At 59.6% G+C, this 23,183-nt stretch carries 19 protein-coding genes; 7 read left to right on the top strand and 12 right to left on the bottom strand.

The features are described 5' to 3' along the window. Window positions 1-67 precede the first annotated feature (67 nt). From mgtA to PQR67_RS30955, 3 genes are all read right to left on the bottom strand, one after another. A complete protein-coding gene (gene mgtA / locus PQR67_RS30965; RefSeq protein ID WP_408466608.1) occupies window positions 68-2,824 on the bottom strand; it encodes a magnesium-translocating P-type ATPase in 2,757 nt (918 codons plus the stop codon). A gap of 1,017 nt (window positions 2,825-3,841) precedes the next feature. Continuing rightward, complete coding sequence (locus tag PQR67_RS30960; RefSeq protein WP_408466607.1) at window positions 3,842-4,804, bottom strand: substrate-binding domain-containing protein; 963 nt, start codon at window positions 4,802-4,804, stop codon at window positions 3,842-3,844. Window positions 4,805-4,865: 61 nt separating this feature from the next. Next, entirely contained in the window at window positions 4,866-6,236 is a 1,371-nt protein-coding gene (locus PQR67_RS30955; protein WP_408466606.1) for a leucine-rich repeat-containing protein kinase family protein, read from the bottom strand. Window positions 6,237-6,451: 215 nt separating this feature from the next. Between PQR67_RS30955 and PQR67_RS30950 the strand changes: the two genes are divergently transcribed. Further along, the gene (locus PQR67_RS30950; protein ID WP_408466605.1) at window positions 6,452-7,066 is read left to right on the top strand and encodes a methylated-DNA--[protein]-cysteine S-methyltransferase; all 615 of its coding nucleotides are present in this window, start codon (window positions 6,452-6,454) and stop codon (window positions 7,064-7,066) included. A gap of 65 nt (window positions 7,067-7,131) precedes the next feature. Here PQR67_RS30950 and PQR67_RS30945 read toward each other — a convergent pair whose 3' ends face one another. Then, the gene (locus tag PQR67_RS30945; protein ID WP_408466612.1) at window positions 7,132-7,659 is read right to left on the bottom strand and encodes a GNAT family N-acetyltransferase; all 528 of its coding nucleotides are present in this window, start codon (window positions 7,657-7,659) and stop codon (window positions 7,132-7,134) included. 187 nt (window positions 7,660-7,846) lie between these two features. Between PQR67_RS30945 and PQR67_RS30940 the strand changes: the two genes are divergently transcribed. Then, the gene (locus PQR67_RS30940) at window positions 7,847-8,152 is read left to right on the top strand and encodes a panthothenate synthetase (protein ID WP_408466604.1); all 306 of its coding nucleotides are present in this window, start codon (window positions 7,847-7,849) and stop codon (window positions 8,150-8,152) included. A gap of 96 nt (window positions 8,153-8,248) precedes the next feature. On the opposite strand, the gene PQR67_RS30935 is transcribed toward PQR67_RS30940, so the two are convergent. From PQR67_RS30935 to PQR67_RS30915, 5 genes are all read right to left on the bottom strand, one after another. Next, complete coding sequence (locus PQR67_RS30935; protein ID WP_408466603.1) at window positions 8,249-9,835, bottom strand: alpha/beta hydrolase family protein; 1,587 nt, start codon at window positions 9,833-9,835, stop codon at window positions 8,249-8,251. A 142-nt stretch (window positions 9,836-9,977) separates the two neighbouring features. Next, window positions 9,978-10,685, bottom strand: a complete 708-nt coding sequence (locus PQR67_RS30930) for a dienelactone hydrolase family protein (protein ID WP_408466602.1) — start codon at window positions 10,683-10,685, stop codon at window positions 9,978-9,980. Window positions 10,686-11,657: 972 nt separating this feature from the next. Beyond that, window positions 11,658-12,782, bottom strand: a complete 1,125-nt coding sequence (locus PQR67_RS30925; protein WP_408466601.1) for an aminotransferase — start codon at window positions 12,780-12,782, stop codon at window positions 11,658-11,660. Window positions 12,783-12,846: 64 nt separating this feature from the next. Beyond that, complete coding sequence (locus tag PQR67_RS30920) at window positions 12,847-14,088, bottom strand: NAD(P)/FAD-dependent oxidoreductase (protein ID WP_408466600.1); 1,242 nt, start codon at window positions 14,086-14,088, stop codon at window positions 12,847-12,849. Window positions 14,089-14,091: 3 nt separating this feature from the next. Next, window positions 14,092-14,880, bottom strand: a complete 789-nt coding sequence (locus PQR67_RS30915; protein WP_408466599.1) for an ABC transporter substrate-binding protein — start codon at window positions 14,878-14,880, stop codon at window positions 14,092-14,094. A gap of 262 nt (window positions 14,881-15,142) precedes the next feature. Between PQR67_RS30915 and PQR67_RS30910 the strand changes: the two genes are divergently transcribed. Together PQR67_RS30910 and PQR67_RS30905 are read left to right on the top strand one after the other, a co-directional pair. Next, window positions 15,143-16,123 (top strand): ornithine cyclodeaminase family protein, encoded by a 981-nt coding sequence (locus tag PQR67_RS30910; protein ID WP_408466598.1) that lies wholly within the window; start codon window positions 15,143-15,145, stop codon window positions 16,121-16,123. Window positions 16,124-16,131: 8 nt separating this feature from the next. Further along, window positions 16,132-16,845 (top strand): helix-turn-helix transcriptional regulator, encoded by a 714-nt coding sequence (locus PQR67_RS30905; RefSeq protein WP_408466597.1) that lies wholly within the window; start codon window positions 16,132-16,134, stop codon window positions 16,843-16,845. Between the two features lie 51 nt (window positions 16,846-16,896). Here PQR67_RS30905 and PQR67_RS30900 read toward each other — a convergent pair whose 3' ends face one another. Continuing rightward, window positions 16,897-18,618 carry a hypothetical protein gene (locus tag PQR67_RS30900; RefSeq protein ID WP_408466596.1) on the bottom strand — a complete coding sequence of 574 codons (1,722 nt, stop codon included), beginning with the start codon at window positions 18,616-18,618 and terminating at the stop codon, window positions 16,897-16,899. Window positions 18,619-18,743: 125 nt separating this feature from the next. Here PQR67_RS30900 and PQR67_RS30895 point away from each other — a divergent pair, with 125 nt between their 5' ends. The 3 genes from PQR67_RS30895 (at window position 18,744) to PQR67_RS30885 (ending at window position 19,589) form a co-directional block, all read left to right on the top strand. Then, complete coding sequence (locus PQR67_RS30895) at window positions 18,744-18,872, top strand: hypothetical protein (protein ID WP_408466595.1); 129 nt, start codon at window positions 18,744-18,746, stop codon at window positions 18,870-18,872. 113 nt (window positions 18,873-18,985) lie between these two features. Then, a complete protein-coding gene (locus PQR67_RS30890) occupies window positions 18,986-19,210 on the top strand; it encodes a hypothetical protein (RefSeq protein WP_408466594.1) in 225 nt (74 codons plus the stop codon). Between the two features lie 94 nt (window positions 19,211-19,304). Then, window positions 19,305-19,589: a hypothetical protein gene (locus PQR67_RS30885; RefSeq protein WP_408466593.1), complete on the top strand. Its 285-nt coding sequence runs from the start codon at window positions 19,305-19,307 to the stop codon at window positions 19,587-19,589. 537 nt (window positions 19,590-20,126) lie between these two features. On the opposite strand, the gene PQR67_RS30880 is transcribed toward PQR67_RS30885, so the two are convergent. Next, the gene (locus PQR67_RS30880; RefSeq protein WP_408466592.1) at window positions 20,127-22,061 is read right to left on the bottom strand and encodes an SMP-30/gluconolactonase/LRE family protein; all 1,935 of its coding nucleotides are present in this window, start codon (window positions 22,059-22,061) and stop codon (window positions 20,127-20,129) included. Window positions 22,062-22,257: 196 nt separating this feature from the next. Continuing rightward, on the bottom strand, window positions 22,258-23,139 hold the full coding sequence (locus PQR67_RS30875) for a LysR family transcriptional regulator (RefSeq protein WP_408466591.1): 882 nt from the start codon (window positions 23,137-23,139) through the stop codon (window positions 22,258-22,260). Window positions 23,140-23,183 lie beyond the last annotated feature (44 nt).

Genomic DNA, 23,183 nt, shown 5'->3' with positions numbered 1-23,183 from the left:
TGTGTTCGGATCGGGGGCCCCCCCCCCCCCCCCCGCCCCCCCCCCCCCCCCAATACGAGCAGTCGGCTCAGTACCACCGCCCATAGCGACGGATATAGACTGTCTTGACGATCTGGGTGAGCATCATGTAGCCCGCCATCGTGGCAATGAACCAGCCCCAGTAGCTGGGCGCGAGTGCGGTGAAACCGAGCGTGTCAGCCAGTGGCGAGAACGGCAGCCAGCAGCCGACCGCAATCGCCGTGAAGGTCGACAGCAGCACAGGCAGTGCTGCCGTGCTTTGCAGGAACGGGATTTTTTGCGTACGCAGCATGTGCACGACGAGCGTCTGGGACACGAGACCTTCCACGAACCAGCCCGAGTTCATGACGATCTGCCCGCCGTTGCCGCCGTGAACGTGATAGAGCGCGCCCGCGCCGAACACGGTCCACATCAGGATGTAGGTCGTAATATCGAACACCGACGAGGTCGGCCCAAGCCAGATCATGAAGCGTCCAATGTTGCCCGCTTCCCATTTACGCGGTTTCTTCAGGAACTCGGGGTCCATCTTGTCCCAGGGCAGGAACATCTGCGACAGGTCGTAAATCAGGTTCTGGATCAGCAACTGCATCGCAAGCATCGGTTCCCACGGCAGGAACGCGCTCGCCACCAGCACCGAGAACACGTTGCCGAAGTTCGAACTCGCCGTCATGTTCAGGTACTTGAGGATGTTGCCGAAGGTCTCACGGCCCTTGATCACCCCCTCCTCCAGCACCATCAGGCTCTTCTCGAGCAGGATGATGTCGGCCGTTTCCTTGGCAATGTCCGCACCGCTATCGACCGAAATCCCGACGTCGGCGTCCCGCAGTGCCGGAGCATCATTGATACCGTCGCCGAGAAAGCCAACCGTGTGGCCATTCGCCTGCAGCGCCTTCACGACACGTGCTTTCTGCAGCGGCGCGAGCTTCGCGAACACCGTCGTCCGTTCGACCACTTCGCCGAGCCGGTCGTCATCCATTTGCTCGATATCGCGCCCGAGAAGCGGCGTTCCGGGGTCAAGGCCCACATCCCGGCAAACCTTCGATGCGACGATCGGGTTGTCTCCCGTCAGCACCTTCACGGCAACACCGTTTTCGTGCAGCGCGCGAATTGCCGGCGCCGCGGAATCCTTCGGCGGATCGAGGAACGTCAGGAAACCGCGCACCACCAGCCGGGCCTCGTCCGACGTCCTGTACTGCAGTTTTGCCTCTGCTTGAGGTATCTCGCGCGTGGCAACCACCAATACCCGGTAGCCATCCTCGTTGTATTCCTGCGAACGTGCGATCAGGGCTTCACGCTCCTTCGCATCCAGCTCGCGAATCACGTCACCGTCCTGAATGTGCGTGGAAACCATCAGCATTTCCTCGACCGCACCCTTCGACACCATCAGTTGATCGCCGCGCGCGCGCCCGACAATCACCGACAAACGTCGCCGGACAAAATCGAAGGGGAGCTCGTCGACCTTCGAGTAATGAGTCAGTTTCGCAGCGGCGCCCGCCTCGTTGGCGTGGTTGACGACCGCAATGTCGATCAGATTCTTTTGTCCGCTCTGGTGAAAGCTGTTGAGCCAGGCGAGCTCCAGGATGTGCGGGTCCTTGTCACCATGGATATCGAGGTGATGCTCCAGGATGATCTTGTCCTGCGTGAGCGTGCCGGTCTTGTCGGTACACAGCACATCCATTGCCCCGAAGTTCTGCACGGAATTCAGACGCTTGACCACAACCTTGCGGCGCGCCATCGCAACCGCCCCTTTCGCAAGGTTGGCCGATACGATCATGGGCAGCATTTCGGGAGTCAAACCCACCGCGACGGCAAGCGCGAACGTCAACGCGGAGAGCCAGTCGCCCTTTGTCAGGCCGTTGATCATGAATACGACCGGCACCATGACCAGCATGAAACGGATCAGAAGCCAGGACACGCTGCTCACGCCGCGGTCGAAACTGGTCTCGATCCGCTTGTGGCTAGTCACGTTCTGCGCGAGCGCGCCAAAGTACGTGTCGGCTCCCGTGGCGACCACAACAGCGGTCGCCGTACCGCTCACCACATTCGTGCCCATGAAGCAGATGTTGGCCAATTCGAGCGGATCAGCTTGACCATTCGAACCGGCATCCGCCGATTTCTCCATCACGGCGCCAAGCGTGTCGTATTTCTCGACCGGCAGCGCCTCGCCAGTGAGCGCCGCCTGACTGATGAACAGGTCGCGCGACTGGATCAGCCGGATGTCGGCTGGGATCATGTCGCTGGCCTGCAGGCTGACGATATCGCCGATGACCAGATTGGACATCGCAATTTCGCGTCTCTCAGGCTGCGCCGATTTCGACGCGCGGCGCACAACGGTTGCCGTCGTGCGCACCATCGACTTGAGTCGCTCAGCAGCCTTGCTGGAACGGTACTCCTGAAAAAATCGCAACAGACTGCTGACTGTCACCATGGTGAGCAGGATGCTGATGCCGGTCCAGTCGCGATCGTCCGGAGCGGCAAAGTAGACATCGGTCAGGTAGCTGATCCCCGCGAGTACCAGCAGCACGATCACAAACGGATTCTTGAAGGCCAGTAACAACTGCACGAGGACATGAGGTGGCTTGTCATGTGCGACTTCGTTTAGCCCATTCTGATACAGGCGCTCCCCGGCATCGGCCTCGACGAGACCATCCAGGGAGCTTTGCGTATGCAGTAGCGTGGTGTTGATGCTGTTGTTGGCCTCGGTGACGATTCGCGCAGAGTGCTTGCGCTCGTTAGCGGCGGACGTTGTTAAAAATCCCCTCTGCTTACGCGGGGACGGGTGAGAGCGGTAAGAATGCTTGGACATAGTTTTCCCCGTGCCGGACGACCGCTGGCCGCTGCGACACTTCTTTTTTCAAGGTGATTTTCTATGGCTGAGTGACCTGGCTCCGAAATATGACGGAGCAGGCACTGGCGCGCACCGGATCGCTATCCGGCGCGAAGCGACGTCAGTGCGCGCGGCTCCAGAACCCAGTCCACCAGCGGGCAATCGCCGTTGGCATTCTGGGTTCGGGGATACGCGGCGTCAGCAGTGAGTCGTGGTGCGTGCGAGCCTCACGAATGCGAGGCAACTCGGGTACGAGAAGGGCGAAATGCATGATGTTCCTCCGTCCGGGCGGCTGCCCGGAGGTCGTTCAGGTTCACCGGCGGGAAGGCCGGCACCACGACGCCAAAGCTCAAGGAGAGAAAGGCGAGGAACGGTGTGGACTTCCTTCAGGCGGAAAGAAAGCTTGAATCGTGTAAGGGACAAGAGTCACTGTCGGGCATGAGTTCTCCTTTCTCGCGCTATCTGCACGAGCATGTCTTTTCAACCACGCACTGCGAGAATTGCGCAGGCGCGAACGATCGCCGTCGCGAGTCAGGCTCACGACGTCCTTCAAGCGGACGAGCGACATCACGCGCGTCGACGCGGTACGAAAAAGGTGCGGGGGAAGTATTGCGAAACTACGGCGCGCACCATCCTGCCTGCTGGCGGGACGGCGGCTAAAAGAGGCGGGCGTCCTGTCGGTCAGGCAGACAAACTGTTCGAAGATCGACTACTGCTACTGTCCAAGGCATTGGCCCCTTAATGAGAACGGACGAATGGTAATAGTCGTGCCAGTTGATGTCAACCCGGAAAACGTCATTTTGAAATGCTCGATTGTCGAGACGAAATGGAGTCGATAAGGTCCGGGTTCAAACGGTCCGTCGCTAATTAGCACGACCGCCGCGGACGGTGCAAACCGTCATGTGGAGCTACGGGGTTCAATCGAAAATCAGCAGATTATTCGGCATCCTTATCTTGCTGCCTGGCCGAACGGATGCCCACGCCAGCATCTCACCCTCAGTGACTCACGCCGGTCACCAGTTGCAGCGGCGTTTCAATGACCCGCGACAATTCACTTTGCTTTCTCTGCTCGGTAACCGCCTTCAACGCCACGTCCACGCCGAACACAGCTTGCCGATCGGCAAACTGATTCATCGTCGCCAGCACGCGGCCGTCGGCGAGCAATGGTTTGATCGCGTCGCCGTCGTTATACCCAGTGACATAAACACCGCCGGTTCTGCCCGCATCGCGAACGGCATCCACCGCGCCCATGGCCATATTGTCGTTGCCGCACATCAATGCACGGATCTGCGGATAGTCCCCCAACATCTTCGACGCGACGTCCCGTCCTTTCCCATAGTCCCAGTCGCCTGACTGTATGGCGACGACCTTCATGCCGGCCGCGTTCATTGCGTCTTTGCTGCCGGCCGTGCGCTGCTGCGCATTGCGGTCGGCGGAACTCCCTTCGATGATCCCGACCTGATCGCCCGCCTTGAGCCGCTCAGCAAGATAATCGCCCACCTGCTTCGCGCCCTTGCGGTTATTCGGGCCGACAAAAGGCACGGAAATGTGGGCCGCATCCTGCGACGCGTCATCGAGCGGATTGTCGATAGTGACCATGATGATGCCGGCCTTGATCCCCCGCGCCACGACTGCGGTCAGCGCCTTCGAGTCAGTCGGCGCGATGACAATGGCGTTCATCCTGGCTTTGATCAGTTCGTCCACCATTCGGATCTGCACGGCCGTGTCGCCTTCGGTTGCCGTTCCTCGAATGGTCAAGCCGAACTGCGATGCATAGTGCTTCTGATAATTCTGCGCAGCGCTCACCATCGCCACCGTGAACGGATCGGCCATCGACTTCAACACGAGGGCGATCTTCAGCTTGCCGCCCTGCATTGCGTCGACTCGAACCGTACCTGTCAGGCCTGCCGCGGCCAGTGTGGCGGCAACCAGCACGCGGCGGCGCATCCTCTGCGTCATGGAATTTCTCTCCTTGGACCACACCGACGATTGCCTGCATTGCGTTTGCACATAGAACAGATCAAACCGCCGCCAACGCCGCGGCGCCCCAATCGCCCGCGCCGGTTAGCGATCGCAACACGGAAACGATCTCGTCGAACAACGGCCGCTTGCCAATATCCTCGCTCAGGCAATGCTCTTTTAACGCCACCAACTTCGCCGCCATGTCCGCGTTCGCATCCAACTCGTCGCATCGCTCGATCAATTCCTCGAGCAGACAACCATACGCCCTGACTTCGAGACGCTGCAACGCAACACTGAAGTCACTATCGTCGGCGTAGTGGAAAGACGCCGCGCCAAAATCGCCGAGCAATGCGCTCCCACACCCGCGGTGCAGAATATTGTGCGCGTACAGATCCCCATGCATCATGCCCTGACGATGCAGATGACACGCCGCCGACGCGATGCCGCCTGCAATGCGTAACACCGAGGCCAAACCGAAGCACGTGCCGGCGCCATAGACGTCGCGCGTACACGACTCGAGGCTCGGCGGCCCGGCAAGGTTGGTGAACTGCGGATCGATCAGTTCCATCACCAGGCCATGCGTATCCGCCGGATGGTCCTTCACCTTGCCCACCACCGGAATCAGGTTCGGATGATCTCCGGCGCGAATGCAGGCCGCCATCTCGCAGTCAGGCAAGCCATCGCTCGTTACCGCGCCCTTGAACAATTTGACGGCCACCGGCCTCTTCGCATCGTCATGGCGAGTAGCAAGCGCCGCACGATAAATGACGCCGGACGCGCCCTCGCCTAACTGCGCTTCGAGGTTCAACGCATCCCATCGAATATCCGCAATCGGTGTATCGATCAATGCCGCTGTCTCCAGCGCTTCGCTAAATGGATTGCCGGCGTACGCCAGCCACGAAAGCCTCGGCAGGCGTAGCAACCAGGCGGGCAATTCGCCGAGTTGGTTCGCCGCGAGACGCAGCAGTTCGAGCCGCGTGCAGGCTGCCAACTCCTCGGGCAGTGCGCGCAACCGGTTGCCGGCAAGCATCAGCTTCTGCAGTTGCGAGCAAGCGCCGATCTCAGGCGGCAGCACTTCGATCTCGTTGTCGGTGAGGACCAGCCAACGCAACAGCGGCGGCAACGATTTGCCCGACACCTCGCGGATGCGATTGGCCTTGAAACCGACCATGCTTAGTTGCGAACATTGACCGAGGACCTCAGGTAATTCCGTGAACGGATTGTCGGAAGCAAAGATGATGCGCAGCTTGCTCAGCCGGGGTAAATCATCGGGCAGCGTCGTGAGCGCGTTGCCCGACAGATCGAGAATTTCCAGCGTGTCGGCCAGATCGAAAATCTCACGCGGAAATTCGCTCAGGCCGCACGCCAGGGTGAGTCGGCGGGTACCCGCCAGTTGTCCGGCTCGCAGTTGTTCTAGGGTGGTGGTCACAGTCGTAGAGAAAATATCCGGTCGCCGGTGGGCGATGCGCCGAGGGTATCAATTCTACTGAGTCCCGGGCCACGCGCGGAATTGGATAGCAAGATCCGACGTGACCTCAGCGTGAACAATGTTTAAGCTGTCTGGTATCGGAGTGTCGGGGCGCCGCGAGTTCGCCATCTCGCGTCATGCCATTCCCGCCTCCAGCCAGCCAGGAACCCAGCACCATGACATACGCCTACAAGTCAATGAATTCGCCCGTCGGCGAGCTAAAGCTCGTTGCGAACGGCAACCGGCTCGCCGCCATTCTGTGGGAGAACGACAAACCGAACCGGGTGCGTCTGCCGGACATGATCGAAGCAAACGATCGCCCGGTCCTGATCGAGACCGAACGGCAATTGACCGAATATTTCGCGGGCGCGAGAGACCGGTTCGAGCTCGAACTCGACTTCCAGGGAACGGAGTTTCAGAAGAAGGTTTGGGCGGCGCTCCTCACGATCCCGTTCGGCGAGACACGCAGCTACTCGGACATCGCCTCGCAAATCGGCAACATCAACGCGGTGCGGGCCGTGGGCGCGGCAAACGGCAAAAATCCGATCTCGATCGTGGCGCCGTGTCATCGCGTGATCGGCGCGTCCGGCGATCTGACCGGTTTCGCCGGTGGACTGGCAAACAAGATGTTTCTGTTGTCGCTTGAAGCCGGGCAGACTTCGCTGGAAGCCGCGGCGAATTCCGTGGCGGCTTCAACCACTGCGGCGGCAGCGGTCGGCCGGGAACCGCCGGCGAAACCGGCACGCCCGGCGCCAGCCCGCGGGGTGCAGACCTCGCTATTTGGAAACTGAGTGTGAGTGGAAACTGATCAGCACCTGATCAGCAACCGCGCCGATCCGAGGACACTGCGCGGCCCTCAGGCGGTGGCGTTGAATGCCTCGTGATAGCTTACATTGCCCGTGGGCCAGACGCCGCCGAATACAATCGCCTGAAAATATTCGGGCAGCACACCCGGCAGCACCAGGTGAGGCGTGGCAGTGAAGCCGAAGCGCCCGTAGTAGGCGGGATCGCCGAGAACCACGCAGCCGCCGGCGCCCAGCCTCCGCAATTCGGCCAGTGCTGCCTCCATCAGTTGCGATCCGATGTCCTGCCCTTGATGATCGGGCAACACCGAGACCGGCCCCAAACCGTACCAGCCTGTTGCACCGTCAGAGATGGAAACCGGCGACAGCGCAACATGCCCGACGATTCCCTCTTCATCTTGCGCGACCAGCGAAATCGACAGCTGCCGTGCGCGCCGTAACGCATTCACGATGAAATGCTCAGCGCCGTTTGTGTGCGGGGCATGCTCAAACGCGGCGATCGTGAGTTGCTCGATTGCCGGCACATCGGCAGGCAATTCGGCTCGTATGTTGAGTGATGGGTTGCGGGATTCTTTTTTCATGTTGAGGCGAGTCTGGTCGTCGATCATTGCGCGCAGCGCTTTGAACAGCGCCGTTGCGTCCGTGTACTTCCTGCCATAGCCGGGATTGAATTCAACCTCGCACCGGACGAGACGCTCAACCCCGACATCGGCGCACAAAACGCCTATCCTTAAGATGCCCTTTTGGGCATCAACCAGGGAGAACAACATGCGCATGCTTCTCAACGTCAGGATACCGCACGAACCATTCAACACGCTGGTGCGTGAAGGCACCGCCGGCGAAGTGATAGGGAGAATACTTGAGGAATTGAAGCCGGAAGCCGCCTACTTCACCAATCAGGACGGAGCGCGTGGCGCAGTACTCGTGGTGAACCTCGATGATCCATCCGGAATCCCGGCGCTAGCGGAACCGTGGTTTCTGAAATTCAACGCCGATATCGAACTGCGCGTCGCCATGGTGGCGGAGGATCTCATGAAAGCCGGTTTGGACAATCTCGGGGCGAAATGGAAATAGCGTACCCGCGTATCAAACGATCGGGTTGCCGCCGAGGCTCATCAAATACGCCGCCGGCGGCACCGCATAAACAGTCTCTCGACGATCCCGCTCTCCTCAGAAGTTGCTGAAGAAGGCCCGGGCGGCGACCATGCAGAACGACGCGACCAGTTCACCGTGATAGGCCTGCAGCACCGCTGAAGCGCCGCCATCGGTTGCGCCGCCCGCAACGGCCTGATTGGCGAGCGTCGCCTTCGCACTGGCAAAGCCCTGCTTGATGGGCGCGTACGGATCATTGGGCCCGGCGATCGGAGAGTCCACATCCAGCACGGAGGTGAGGCCTGCCGGCACCTTGGCGCTCTGCCAATAGGCTTGCTCGATGCGCGCATTGAAGAAAAACACCGTGGGATCCGAGCCGCCGCCGCACAACAGAACCGGCGCGCGCGGCAACCAGTTGCGCAAATCATTGCGCTTGAATGCCTGGCGCAGCGGCTGCATGGGATTTGCCGCCGGCGTCATCGCAACCGTGGTGTTGGGAAACGCGCCATCGGGATTGGCCGCTGCGTCCTCCAGAAGACTCAGTCGATAGACGTTGCGCACGAGATTGGCGTTGCCGAAGCCGGTCGCAAACAAAGGCGTGAGCGACGGCGGTGTGAGCGGCGGCGAAGTCGGCGGCGTCATCGATGCATATTGCGGCGCGGGAGGAACGCTGTTGAAGAGTTGCGACGAGGGCAGTTTGCCCTTGGCAAACAGTGTGTCGAGAGACTGCAGGCTCGGCAGGAGATTCTCGATACCTGCGGCATAGGCCGCTTCGTAGAAATCGCCAGGCTTGCGATAGATGTTCCCGTACGCATGCTGATAGCTTGTCACGACCAAGGGCGTGAATAGCGTCGCCCCGAGATTCACCTCGCCTTCGACGAGCGCGTCGGCGGTGGCGGCTAGCGCATAGGGACCCGATCCCGGCGCGGACGCCGTGACCTTGACACCCGCCGCCTGCAAGGCACGATGCGTGGCCAATGCCACGAAACCGCCTTGCGAATAACCGGTGACGAAGAGTTTGCCGTTCTCCCGCGCCCTTCTTTCCGGCTTCATTTCACCCAGTGCGACTCGTGCCGCCCGAAGCGAGTCGATCACATCGGCGGATTGCTGATCGGCATTCAGGTAGGGGTGATACGTGAGATCGGAGCCCGCATAGCCCGCGTAGTTGGTCGCTACCACGACATAGCCCTGGGCTGCATACATGGCGGCAACGCTGATGCCCTCGCCGGCGCCGTCGCCATTGCCCGGATCGGCCTGCGTGATATCGGCGATATTGTAGTTGCGGTACGCCGTCGTGCCGTGCGCGTAGAGCATCAGCGGACGCGGCCCGCCGCATGCCGCCGAGCGCCCACCCGGGATCATCAGTGCACCGCTGGCGGTCGTGGGTTCGCCCGCGCCGCCAATGGTCCGGTAGCGGAAGGTCACGATCTCCACGTTGCAGGCGGGTGCGCCGGCGACCTGCTCGAGTTGCTGACCCGATGCGTTCGACGCAAGCAATTTCGAAAACGCCGCGGCACTCAGCCGTAGCGTGACGCGATGATCGAGCAGTTGGCCGCGGGCGTTGCACCCCTCTTCACAAGCGGCGCCCGCTTGCACATAGGCACTGACGCCCAACGTGGAACATGTCAGCAGCACAAGGGCCGCGTTTCGCATCGCTACAGGCATGTGGGGCTCCGTCTTGTTGGTATTGATTACGGCGGTTGGGCTGCCTTCAGAGTGAATTGAGTATAGGTAAACAGATCGGCGATCAGGTCGCGACTTGCGCGTACGGACCGCCGCTGCCAGCGCGCGCGTTTGCGCTTGCCCGTCACTTCCAGAGCGTGCGGCCGAAGAACGTCAGCGTGCGGTCCCAGGCCTGCTGCGACCAGACCGGATCAAACTGGGTCCGGGAGATACGGCCCGGCCCGACTGCCGTTTCGTTGGCGAACGAGTGCTGCGCAAGATAGCGATGAAATTCGACGTCGACATTGGCCTCGTTGAGCTTGGCCTCCAACGCATCGACCGTCTCCGCGGGGAAGAACGCGTCTTGCGTCGCCCAATGGCCGATCACGGGAACCTTGATTTTCGACGCGTCGATGTACTCGAGCGGCGGGAAGCCGTACCACACCACGGCTGCCGCCACCTCAGGGATATTGCATAGCGCGAGCCAGGTGAGCGCGCCACCCATGCAATAACCGGTCACGCCGACGCTCACCGCCTGCTGCTTCAGATACTGGACGGCGCCCCGCACGTCCTGCGTCGCGGCGTCGCCGAAATTGAGCCCGCTCATCAGGTGATGCGCCTCCTCTTCTTCCACCGTCGATTTGCCGCGGTAAAGATCGGGCACCAGCGCCAGATAGCCGGCTTGCGCGAGCCGGTCCGCCACGCCGCGGATCTGGTCGTTCAACCCCCACCATTCCTGAATCACGACGATGGCGGGCGCGCCTTCTGCGTGATGCGGCCTGGCCAGATAACCCTGGACTTCCTTGCCGTCCGGGCGGCTAAACGTGATCATCGATCCTGTGGTCTGTTTCATCAGTTGCTCCTCGAGGTAGGCGAAGCCGTTAGCATAGCGCCAGTGCGGTGGGCACTGCTGAACTCAGGTTTTGCTTAAAACCGCTCAATATCTCGTGCAATGTTTTCACGAACCTGCATCGACACCTCGCCATTCGACCCGACGTTCTTCCCGAGCGCAGCGCCCTTTCCGGATCGCCAATTTGCAAAGTATTGTTACTAACCGGTGAGTACAACACAGCAGGACTTGTCACTACCGAACAATATCGCCCAATTGACTCGCTACGCGATCACAACACGCTGCATTTGGATGGGATGAAATTCAGCCGAGGAAATCCCTACATCAACGTCAGGTTTTCCTTACATTGAATTCGGTGACACCCGATCAACAAAATTTTTTGATGCCTTTATGCTCAACGAAGGCTTTTAGTTTATGATCACTCCCCAGCGAAGTCGGCCCTACTAAAATGAGAATCCTGCTCTGCAAAGCCCCGGCACGAAATTGTTAAATTTTAGTATGCGGCAAAAATGCCCGCCACTCGCACTGAATTCGTAAAATTGACTGACTACCGTCTCTCAGGTTCTGGCATGCAATCCTCGGACGCCAGAGTCTTTTAAGCCGACACGATGTGTCGGCTTTTTTTTGCGGATTAGCTCTAGAAATAAGACCTCCATCCGGTTGATTTTCGAAAGCATTAATTAATTAGAAAAATTAAATCTCCCGCAAACCTTTGCGAGATTAAATTATTTCCGGAGAAGCCCAGCCATATGGGCTTCATGCGAACGCTACGGAACTCGACAAAAGCCCGACAAAACTACACACTGGAATTAAGAGATAAGAAAGAGTTATCTTTCCTGTAAAAAGACGCGGAACATCTATTTGTATTATGAATAGATCGATGCCGGTTAGAGCGGTGCCTGATCGGTTTTCCATACTGACTAAAGCCTCAGTTGTGACCGTTCAAACGCCTTGCCTGACTCAGCACGATGATGTCTAGCGCTGGAATGCCGCCAGGAATCCGGATACCCTGGCAAGCCCCGCTTCAAGCACATGCCGATTATTCGCATACCCGATGCGCACGTAGCCTTCCATATCGAGCGCACTGCCCGGTGTGAGCATCACGCCGGTTTGCTCAATCAGCGCTGTGCAAAATTCCAGCGACGAAACCGGCAAGTCGTACTTCAGCAGCGCGGTCGTTCCCGACTTCGGCTTGATGTACGACATAGCCGGTTCTTTCGCCACCCATGCATCCAGAATCCCCAGATTGGTGCGCACGATCTCATGGTTGCGGGCAAGAATCGCCGCACGGTTTTCGAGTGCGATCGAAGCAAAATGATCGTCGATCATGCCGACACTGATCGTGTTGTAGTCGCGATGAATCGCAACGGCACGAATCAGATCCTTCGGGCCGGCAATCCAACCAAGCCGCAGACCGGCAAGAGAATACGTTTTGGACATACTGCCGGTACTGATGCCACGCTCATAGAGGTCGGCAATCGAAGCCGTGTAGCCGGTGCCAGCCTGATCCGTACCGCGATAGACCTCGTCGCAAAGCACATAGGCACCGCACGACCTCGCAATCTCGCCGATCTCAGTCAGAAACTGCTCGTCCATCAGCGAGCCGGTTGGGTTATTCGGATTGTTGATCGCGATGAGCCGGGTTTTGTCGTTCACGAGACGCCGGAGTTCGGCAAGATCCGGCAGAAAACCGTTTTCTTCACGCAGCTTCAGAATCCGCACGTCCGCGCCGTAGCTCTCGGGAATCGAATAGTGCTGCTGATAGGTGGGCAGCACGGAAATCACCGTGTCGCCGGGTTCCACCAACGTCTGATAGACCAGTGCATTACCCCCGATCGCGCCATGCGTGACGATCAGGTTGGCGGGCGTTTGATGCGAATACATCGCCGCAATCGCTTCACGCAGTCGCGTCGAACCTTCAATCGCGCCGTACGTCAGTTTGAGCGGCCTTAGCTCATCGAGGATGGTGTCCTGCTTGCCCGCGAGAGTGAGCAACTGATCCATGGTCAACGATTCCACGCAGGTTTCGGCCAGGTTGTACTTGCACTGGTTTTCGTAGAGATCCATCCAGCGCTCAACACCAAAGTCTTTGATCTTCATGTCACTCTCCTTCGTGCTTCGATTGAACAATGATTGAGCGATGAAACAGCTCGGCTACGGCCGCCTACCGGAACCGCTCAGGACGGAACGGATAGGGATCGGCGCAGGGCGCGGCGCCCGTCATCATCTCCGCCAGCAAACGGCCCGTCACGGGACCAAGCGTCAATCCGTGGTGGTTGTGGCCAAACGCGAACCAGAGTCCCCGATGGCGAGGCGCTCGTCCAATCACGGGCCGCATGTCCGGCGTACAAGGACGCAAGCCGAGCCATGGCGCGTCGTCCAACCGGCGGCCCAGACCGAATACCGGCCGGGCGACGCTTTCCGCGCGCGTGAGTTGAATCCCTGTTGGCGGCGCATCGCGACGGGCGATTTCAACGCCTGTGGTCAAACGCAAGCGGCCTTCCATTGGCGCCACGACGTAGCCGCTTTCCGTGTCCACAAGCGGCACCGAGAGTATTGGCTTCGTGGCCTCGTAGTGCATGTGATAACCGCGTTTCGCGCGCAGCGGTATGCGATAGCCGAGTGGCGCAAAAACTTTATCGGACCACGGGCCAAGTGCCACCACAACCTCGTTGGCGCTGATCCTGCCTTGCGACGTCTGCACAGTCCATGCGTCAGCCTCCTCGCGTACCGTGCTTGCCTCCCCGGTCAGAAACGTGCCGCCGCCGTCTTCGAACAGGCGCGCATATCCCTTCGTCAATGCACCCGGATTGGAAATACTCTTCGGGTCCTGCCAATGCAAGGCGCCACAAAAACCGGCGTTCAAACCAGGTTCTTGCGCCAGCAGTCGCGCGGCATCGAGCTGAGTCACGCGCAATCCGTGTGTCCTCGCCGTAACTTCGGCGGCCGATGCCTGCCGCTCATATTCCGCGCGCGTGCGGAATGCCTCGATCCAGCCGCCGTCGTGCGCGAGGCTTTGGAGACCTGCACGCCCGATCAGCACATCGTGTTCGTCGACGCTTTGCCGGATCAACGGCAGCACGTCGCGCGCGGCCGCTTCAACCCGCTCCGGGGACGACTCCCACCAGAATCGCGCGAGCCACGTGGCAAATGACGGCAAGGCCTTGTAGTCCCAGTACAGGTCGGTCGAACGATTGCGCATGTAGCGCAACAGTGTCCCCAGATCGCGTGGAAAGGCGTAAGGGAGCACCGACGACCGCTCGATCAGACCTGCATTGCCGAAACTGGTTTCCTCACCGGGGCCGCGCCGATCGACGAGCGCCACGCGGCGTCCGCGATCCTGCAGATGCAACGCCGACGACACGCCGACGATCCCGGCGCCCAGCACGATCACATCGAAATCCATAAGTTACTTCGCGATGATGTCGCGTTTGAAATACTTCTGCGAAAGGTTGCTAAGCGTGCCGTCTTTCTTCAAAGCCTCGAGCGCGGCATCGATCTTTCCAGCCAACGCCTTGTCACCCTTGCGCAAACCAAAGCCCGTCCCTTCACCAAGCGTTGCCGGATCGCTGAGCGGCTGGCCGGCAATCGCATAGTCCTTGCCCGATGGCTTGTTCAGGAAACCGTCCTCGACGGTCTGCGCCTCCTGGACCGCGGCATCCAGCCGTCCGGCAACGAGATCGGCATACACCTGATCCTGGTCCTGATACGAGACGATCGATACGCCGGCATTCGCCCAGTGGCGCTTGAGGAAATCTTCCTGCGACGATCCCTGCAGGACACCGACGCGTTTGCCCTGCAGGTGCTTCACATCCGGCAGCAAGGACGAACCGCGCTTTGCCACCATCACGATCGGCACCACGTAGATCGGCGGCGTGAAATCAATGGACTGTTTACGCTTGTCCGTGATGTTCATTGCGGAATTGATCACGTCGAATTTGCGCGCCTGCAACGCGGGAATCAAACCGTCGAACGCGTTTTCCACCCACTCGCATTTCACACCCATCTTTGCACAAACCGCGTTGCCGACGTCAACGTCGAACCCTTGCAATTGCCCTGTCGGCGACTTGCTCTCGAACGGCGGATACGCTGCCTCGATGCCGAAACGCAAGGTGCTTTGCGTCTCCGCGCTAACGGTGCCGACCGAACCGACTAACGCGGCCGCGACGAAAAGTGACAGTGAAAGCTTCAGAGGCATGATGGTTCCCAGTGTGGTTGAAGGGTCGCGAATTCAGGGTGCGAACGGTCGAAAATGGCCGCAAGTGGCCGCAAACGGCGCAACGTCGAGAAGCCGCGTGAGAGGCAAAAGAGACCGGCTTCACACGCTCGCTCTGGAACAACAGTCTATTCTGGACATTGGCAATTGCAAGCAATTTTCAAAAATAAAAGTCCAGATTGGACTTTTTGACTTTAGAATCGTGCTGACGCCGCAAGCCGGCAACGATCTGGAGAGCAAGCCCATGAGCAGCACAGACCACGTATTCCCGTTGATCGTCCAACAGGACGCAGTGCGTAAAACACTGCCTCACCTCGATGTGCGCGGCGCGCTGACACGCATGTTTATCGCGCTTGCCAACGAGGCCGCGGTGCAACCGCCTCAGACCTTCACACCCTTTCCGCAAGGGGCCGGCGATTTCATCACCTATCTCGGGGTTTTGGGGGAAGCCAAGGTATTCGGCGCCAAGTTGTCGCCTTACATCGTGACTGAATCGAAACCGGTCATCACGGCGTGGACTGCGCTGATGTCGATGGAAACAGGGCAGCCCTTGATGTGGTGCGATGCGGGATTGCTCACCGTCGAGCGCACCGCCGGTGCGACCGCACTAGCCGTGGATCATCTTGCGGCACCGGACGCGCGCCGGCTTGCCATCGTCGGTGCGGGCGCGGTGGGACAGGCCCATCTGCGCCATCTCGCGGCGCTACGGCCGTGGGACTTGATCAGTGTGTTTTCACCCGAGCTTGGCGCCAACGAGGCAAAGCGCGCGGCGATCGGCGCGCTCGATGAGCGTGCGCTGGTTTGCGCCAGTCTTGAAGAGTGTTTGCGCGATGCGGACGTGGTGGCGTTGTGCACGTCCTCAGGCACACCGGTGCTTTCGCAAGAGATGCTGACAAAGCCCGCGCTCATTACGTCGATCAGCACGAACGTCGCGAATGCTCACGAAATTCCGCCCGCATGGCTCCCGAACATGGAGGTCTATTGCGACTACCGGCAAACCACGCCTGCCAGCGCGGGGGAAATGAAACTGGCGGCGCAGTTGCATGACTGGTCGCCGGAAAACGTGCTGGGCGATCTGCCTGAACTGGTGTCCGGCCTCGCCAGAAAACCCTCCGGGCGACAGCACGTTTTCTTTCGCTCAATTGGACTCGGACTGGAAGACGTGGCGATTGCCAACGAACTCTTCAGGCACCTGGGTGGGCCGCGCAGCGACATGGCAAAATAACGCACAACATGCGGATTCGCAGCACCGTGGTGCAACACGTTGCAGACTCCCCGCCCCCTGGAATCTCCCCCATCCCTATGCGAAAGACAAAGACAACGGCCGCACGCAAGCTTCTTCTGGATCGATACGGCCGTGTCGCCGACGGTATCGCGCTGCTCTTTTTCCCCTACGTTGAAGTCGTGATTCATGACTTGCAAAGCCAGACCGTTGCTTACATTGCAAACAACCTGTCCAAGCGCGAACTGGGTGACGAATCGGCACTGGAAGAAATCGACCATTCGGTGGAGTCAGGCACGGTCGGGCCATACGAAAAGATCAACTGGGACGGCCGGCGGATGCGCTGTGTCAGCACCGTTCTCTTCGACGATGCGGGCGCCGCCGTTGGTGTGATGTGCGTGAACTACAACATTGCGGTCTTCGAGGACATGAAACATGTCATCGACCGGGTGATCTCCGGCGCCGGCGTAGTCAAGCAGCCCGAGGAATTGTTCAAGGACGACTGGCAGGAACGTATCAACACGTTCCTTCACGCATGGCTTCAGGAACGCCAGTTGGCATTGAACTCACTAACCCGCGACCATCGCCGGGAACTGGTCGAGGCCCTTTGGGAAGAAGGCGCGTTCAAGGGGAAAAGTGCCGCGAACTACGTGGCAAACGTGCTGGGGATGGGGCGTGCGACCGTGTATCAGCACATAAGAGATCTGCGGGACGCCGCAGTCTGAGTCGATCGGCGCGCCGCCATTTCAGCGGCAGCGCGCCGATACTAGCCGGCCTTATTGGCCCATATACCCGACCGGAACCGTCGCGTTGGCTTTGGCAACCGTCGCGTTATTCGACACGATGTACTGCGGCACCTCGGTGAGGGTCAGCGTGACCTGGCCGTTGGTATAGGCAAGCGTGCTGGTATTGCCGTAACCATCGATCTTCGTCACATTGCCCGACGTACCGGCGCTGTCGACCTGAAGCGTATAGCTCGTCGAGTAGGTCTGGCTATAAAGACCGCTGCTCGCAGGCCACTGCGCATTGCTGTGCGCCCACGCAGCCGTCACCACTTTGCCGTTGCCGAGTTGCTGGAACGAGTACGCAAAGGTACCGGACGGTGCACCCGTGATCCGGCCCAACGTATTCGTGCCGTCCAGCACACGCGTCATCGTGGCGAAGGCCATCGCTTCGGGCTTCGGCGAAAGGTTCGAAGCACCGTACGCGCCTTGTGCATCGTTCAGGTCGAAGAACGTGCCGTAGCCTACTTCGCCGGGATAGTCCGCACCGTAGAAGAGCGTCGTCAACTGTGCGCCACCACCCAGCACAATGATGTGCGAGCGCACGCCAACCGCGGCCTGGGCAAACAACTGGTTCTGCGACGGTACCGTCGGACCGTAGTTAAGGCCCGGATCGTAACTCGCGCCTTGCTCGGTGACGAAGAGCTTCATGTTCGGCTTGCCCGCCTGCATCACCGAACGCAACTGCGTCATCTGGTTGTCGAGCGCGTTCGCCTGGTTCGCCGTACTCGGGTCGGAGTCCTGCAGTTCAGGCGGATGAGCCGGATAGGTGCCCGCATTCCAGTAGCCATGCGTTGACACTGCATCGATGTAATTCCACAGGCCCAGTGCACCGAACGTCTGCAGATAGCCGGTTGTGCAGGTGGTGCAATTCGCCGGGAACGGATTGGTGGGGCCCATCACGACGGCGTTCGGATCGGTCGAATGAATGCCCTGGTACGCAGCCTTGTACATGGCGACGAAGTTCGCATTGCTGTCCGCCCAGCCGAGGCTCGGCTCCCACGTCACCTGATAGTAGTTGCTCTGCTGGTTCGGATAGTTTGCCGCGCGAATCAGGCTCGTGTCGGTACCGACCTTGGCCATGAAGCTCTGGAACTCCGGCATGTTCGACGGCGCATAGTAGCTGTCGTTGAATTGACCCGTCTTCGAATCCCAGGCAGGCAGTCCATCGAGACGCACAATGCGCATCTGATCAGGATTTGCCTTGTAGAACGGATCGAGGTCGTTCACGCTCGGCGTGTATGTGTTGGGGCCGTTGGGCTCCATAGCCGAAACTTCACGATCGTCGATAGTCCATGAGATACCCATATCGTGCAGCGCGGCGATGTTCCCATTGAAGCCCTGCATGCCGAAGCGATGCTGATCCTGATGGGCATACGTCACGGTGCCCAGTACCGGCGTCAGGTTCGGCAACACGCCGAACGTCGCGACACCCACCGGACGCGTGCCGCTATTTGGCAATGTGCCGCCGTTCGAGCGCAGTGTCGCGGTAAGCGCGCCATAGCCTGACCACGTCGACGTGCATGGAATCGAGTTGGTCTGCACGCCGGCGCTAACCGCAAAACTGCCCTGCGTCTTGATCGCGCCATTCGAATCGGCCACGGACCAGATGACCGTGTCCGCGCCCGGCGCGTTTGTCGTAATCGCGAGCTTGAACGGTGCGTTGTTCTGGAAAATGCGCAGGCCGTCGGTGTTGGGCGTATCGGCGCTGATCACGCCGTTGGCGGTTCCGCCAGCGGTGTGTGTAGGCGTGCCGCACGAGAGCGTCGAGCTGCCCGGCGTTGGGGTCGGGGTGGGCGTTGGGGTTGGGGTTGGAGTTGGCGTCGGAGTCGGAGTCGGAGTTGGCGCCGGACTCGGTGCCGGTGCCGGTGCCGGTGTCGGTGTCGGTGTCGGTGTCGGTGTCGGTGTCGGTGTCGGAGTTGGCGTCGGCGTCGGTGCCGGAGTTGGCGTCGGAGTCGGCGTCCCGTTAGCGGCGACCGCTCTCACCCAGCACGACTTGCCATAGCCGAATGCGGGATCTATTTGCGAGACCGCGCCGACATAGCATCCCACGCCGTTGCTGAAGGTAGCCGGGGCCGTCAGCATGACCGACGGCGCGTTGGGCGGAACTGCACCGAACACCACCGAGCCTGTCCCGAGGAACTTGCAGGTGCCGTTCTCTTGCGCGCACAACTTGTATTGCAGTCCGGCGACGGTGATGGTGCTCGTTGCCGCCTGCACGTTTTCCGCACCAAACCATGCCAGCACGGTTGCTGCCGCAACCCCTAGAAGTTTGAAGTTTCTCGTCATTGTCGATGTGTATCGCTGAAAATCAGGTTATCCCCGGGGATTGAGCAAGATCGAACTAAGCCGTCCCGCCTTGACGTTGTTTGTGTACAGAGAGAGTTGACGCGGCGAACGCGATGAGGGCGTTCATTGCTGATGAAGCTGACGCTTCCGATGTGCTGTTATCCGCCGGCAGATACCGCCAGGCACTCGAACGCATGCCGAGCGCCGCCAGGCTACAGCGCGCTCAACGCTTTCGATCTGTCGCCCGTCAACAGATAATTATTACGTATTACTTACTATTCACAAAAAAACTGCGCAGTGAAGTTCTATCAATGATTGATGGCGAACCTGGTCGCCTCGATATCGGCCGAGGAAAATCCAGAACACGGCAGGTGCATCCGGAGCACGAAACTAATTAGGTTTCGAGCCCAATTCCGGTAGTGCAATACCTGTGAAAGTCGCTGACAGGTAGCGTCAAAGTCGCTCGACTCATTCGCAACCCGTTTGTTTGAGAGGCACTGATCCAGCGCCGCGAAAAACGCCTGCCCACGCAAGCTTTACTTGATCGACGCAGTGCCCGGCGCACGTCCGGCATTACTTACAGCCCGTTCTTTGCAGACGAATTATAAACGTTCCATCTGTGTAACATCACCGCGAACCTGGATGATAAGTAGTAGTTCAAAGAATCTTTCGAAAAACGTCCCGACGATTTTCCAAAGGAACGGAAACGGAAAATCTCTGCCTCACCGGGGCGCGGAAAACGCAAATCTTTGACTTTTGTTGAAGAAAAATAAATCGGTAAAACAGAGAATGGCGTCGCCGGTTTTTATATTATTAATACCAATACGCGCAAGGCGAAAATGCTTTGCCGGCGAGAACCGGGCGGTGCGAATTCAACGAAGTATCAAACGTGCACCGCCTCTTTTCATCTGATCATAGCCGCCGAAGTAAACCGGTCAAGGTGTCCAGCGATAAACAATGACGCTTGATCCGTTGTAGTTGTCTTTCGTGATCACGTACTCACCGGCCGATCTAAGGTAGGCCCTGAGGCCATACATCGAATCCACGTCGTTGCCCACGTCCACCGTCCCCGCGCTCGAGTTGATCAGCGTCGTATCGAGGTTACCCGTGGTGAGATTGAAGGCGTCGATGTTGGGCACCGTATGCACGTAGCCAACAAAAAGGTAGTTCCCGGCGGCCGTGATCGACTTGGGATTGACACTGGTGAGCGTGATGACCGGATTAGGCCGCGTGGTGTTGCCCGCGCTCCAGCCGTGATACACCTCGATCCTCGATTGCATCGCCGTCCAGTCCCAGCTTCCGGCAATGCCTTGAGCGAGGATCATGGTGTCGCTCTCCGGCAGGTAGATGATGCGCGTCAATGGACGGATGCTCTGCGGAATAGAGATGGCGATTCCGGGCCCCCATGTCGGCTTGCCTTCGCCATCGAAACTCGTCAACGGGTAGTGGTAGATGTGATTGGTCCTGTCCAGACCGGCCCACACGTCTCCCCTGCTATCGATGCAAAATCCACCTGTGACCGATCGGGTCGTATTGAAGGCCGGACCTGGAATCGACGCGTCCGGAATGGCGATATAGCCGCTCGCCGCGTTGAAATGGAAGAAGTAGAAGATGCCGGGGTTCTGGCCGGACGCAACGAGAATCCGGTTGCCGCCAACGCTGACGAGCTGACCGAAGTGCTCATCGCGCTGCGTATCGTTCATGTTGAGGCGTGGATCGGACGGATAGGTGAACGGATCGACGGTGTTCGCAACGAAGGTGCCTCCGGCAGTGCCGGTATAAATGTTGGTGCCACCGTAGAAGTAGGCACCGTCCGTAACCGGGTCCGGCGCGGCGACAGCCTCGAAGTTGAGGGACTGAAGCTTCCATTGCAAATTGCCGGTGCTGTCATACGCATGAATGTCGGTGCCGCCGTTGCGACCGAGATCCCAGCCACCGCCCCATGGATTGTTGAGCACATACAGATTGCCGGCAGAGTCTTTACCGATGCCGACAACGCGCGTGAAACGCTTGTCGCCAACCTGACCTTTAATGCCGGTGGTGGTATCGAGGTAGCCGCCCTGAATGCCGAACGTGCCGACCAGCGTCGGCGTACCCGAGACGTTGTAGCGCTTGATATTCATGTCGGGACCCTGGTCGCCAACCATCAGCTGTCCTGATGAGACATCGAAATATAGCGAGGCGGGTTGCGAGGCAGCGGGCATCTGGATCGTATTCAGCAAAGCGCCTCCAGAACTGAATTCGACGACCGCGGCCGCGCTTTGCTGCGCTACCCAGAGATTGCCCGCACTATCCACCGCGAGCGCGCCGGGACTCGATACGTTGATGTCCTGCTGCCACACGCCGTCGGTCGTATAGACCCGAACGCGATTACTCAAGAAGTCGCTCGCATAAAGGAGCGAACCGGTTGTCGCGAGCCCGGTGATGACGTCGGACCGCTTGACAGCGTTCCAGGTGCTCACAGGAATGAGGAGATCGCGTTTCTGAGTCGCGCGGTTGTATCGTCCTACCGCCCCGCTGCCGTATTTGGTGCTGTACTGCAACGCCGCGAAAATCGATGTGGCATTCCCCGTGATGGCCCCCCCCTGAAACTCGCCGTTGATTCCGATGGAACCGATGCTCTTGCCGTTCTGGTAGATCGCGACGCCGCCCTCGTTTTCATCCCACATAGAGGCCGTGTAGATCACGCCTTCGGGCGCAACCCACATTGAGCGCGCGGTGTTGCCCACGTGTGCGGCGAGTGTTCCGAATGTGTTGGCCAGCCAGTCGGTGGTGTACTGCGCCTGACATACTGGCGCAAATACAGTCGCCGCCGCGATCACTGCGATGACCGCGCTATGCAGCACAGCGCGAATTCGTTTCTTAACCATGGGCAATGCTCTCCTGACAAGTGTCCTTCGATAACATCGATCACCGTATCATCGAGTAAAGCGTGAAAAATGCGGTCAGCATTTTTTTCGACTATTTGCCAGGTTTGCCAGGTGTGCGAGGATCGTTCAGGTCGGTGCCGCTACGTATCGCACACTCACAGTGCACGCTTGTGACGTTCAAGAAAAAAACAATCAATCAGGTCCTGACGGTGTCCGGCTTCAGCATGTCCATGAATGCCCGGACTTTGGCGCTCAGCAGACGGCGCGAACTATAAAGCGCCCAGATCTCCACAGGCGCCCCCGCTTCCGCTCCCCAGCAAACGAGCCGCCCCTCCCGCACATCCTGCTCGACCAGCAAGCGCGGCAGAAGCGCTGCGCCCACGCCCTGCAGCACCGCCTCGCGCACCATCAATAGCGATGACATCCGCAGCACCGGCATCGGCTTGATGACTCTCACACCACCGCCATCAATCCGCATGTTCCAGAGAACGCCAGGTGGCGTCCTCTGGAACATGGCCGCCGGCACCTGAAGCGGCTCTGTTTCGCTTGCGGTCATCGACGGTATCGACATGCCCGGCGAAGCGACCACGAGACGCTCATCACCCAGAATGCGCCGCCCGACGAGTTGCTCGTCATGCGGTGGATCGATACGGATCACCAGGTCATAGCCGTCCTCCACCGGATCCGCGACGCGGTCTTCCGCAATGATCTCGAGTTCGACCTGCGGATAGGCCAGCGCAAAACGCGCGGCGATCCGGCACAGCAGGACATGCGCGAACACGACCGGTGCACTGATGCGCAAACGCCCGCGTGGCACCGGCGCGCGCGACGCAACCGCTTCGCCCGCCTCCTGAATCTCCGTCATGAGTCCGCGCGTGCGCTCGTGGAGTGCAAGACCTTCCTCGGTCAGACGCAGCCTGCGTGCGCCACGCTCGAGCAGCCGCACGCCGAGCTCTTCTTCCAGCTCGGCCACGCGCCGCGACAGCGTGGCCTTGGGCCGGTCGAGCGCGCGGCTGGCCGGCCCGAAGCCGCCGTGCAATGCGACGGCGTTGAAATCCGCCAGCGAGGTCAAATCCATGATCGTTCCATTTATGAGACGAGATGTCTTGATTCTTGCACTTT

This window comes from Paraburkholderia fungorum (assembly GCF_046026025.1).
In the GTDB taxonomy this organism is placed as follows: Bacteria; Pseudomonadota; Gammaproteobacteria; order Burkholderiales; family Burkholderiaceae; genus Paraburkholderia; species Paraburkholderia fungorum_E.
This window is presented reverse-complemented; position numbering and strand designations above follow the sequence as displayed.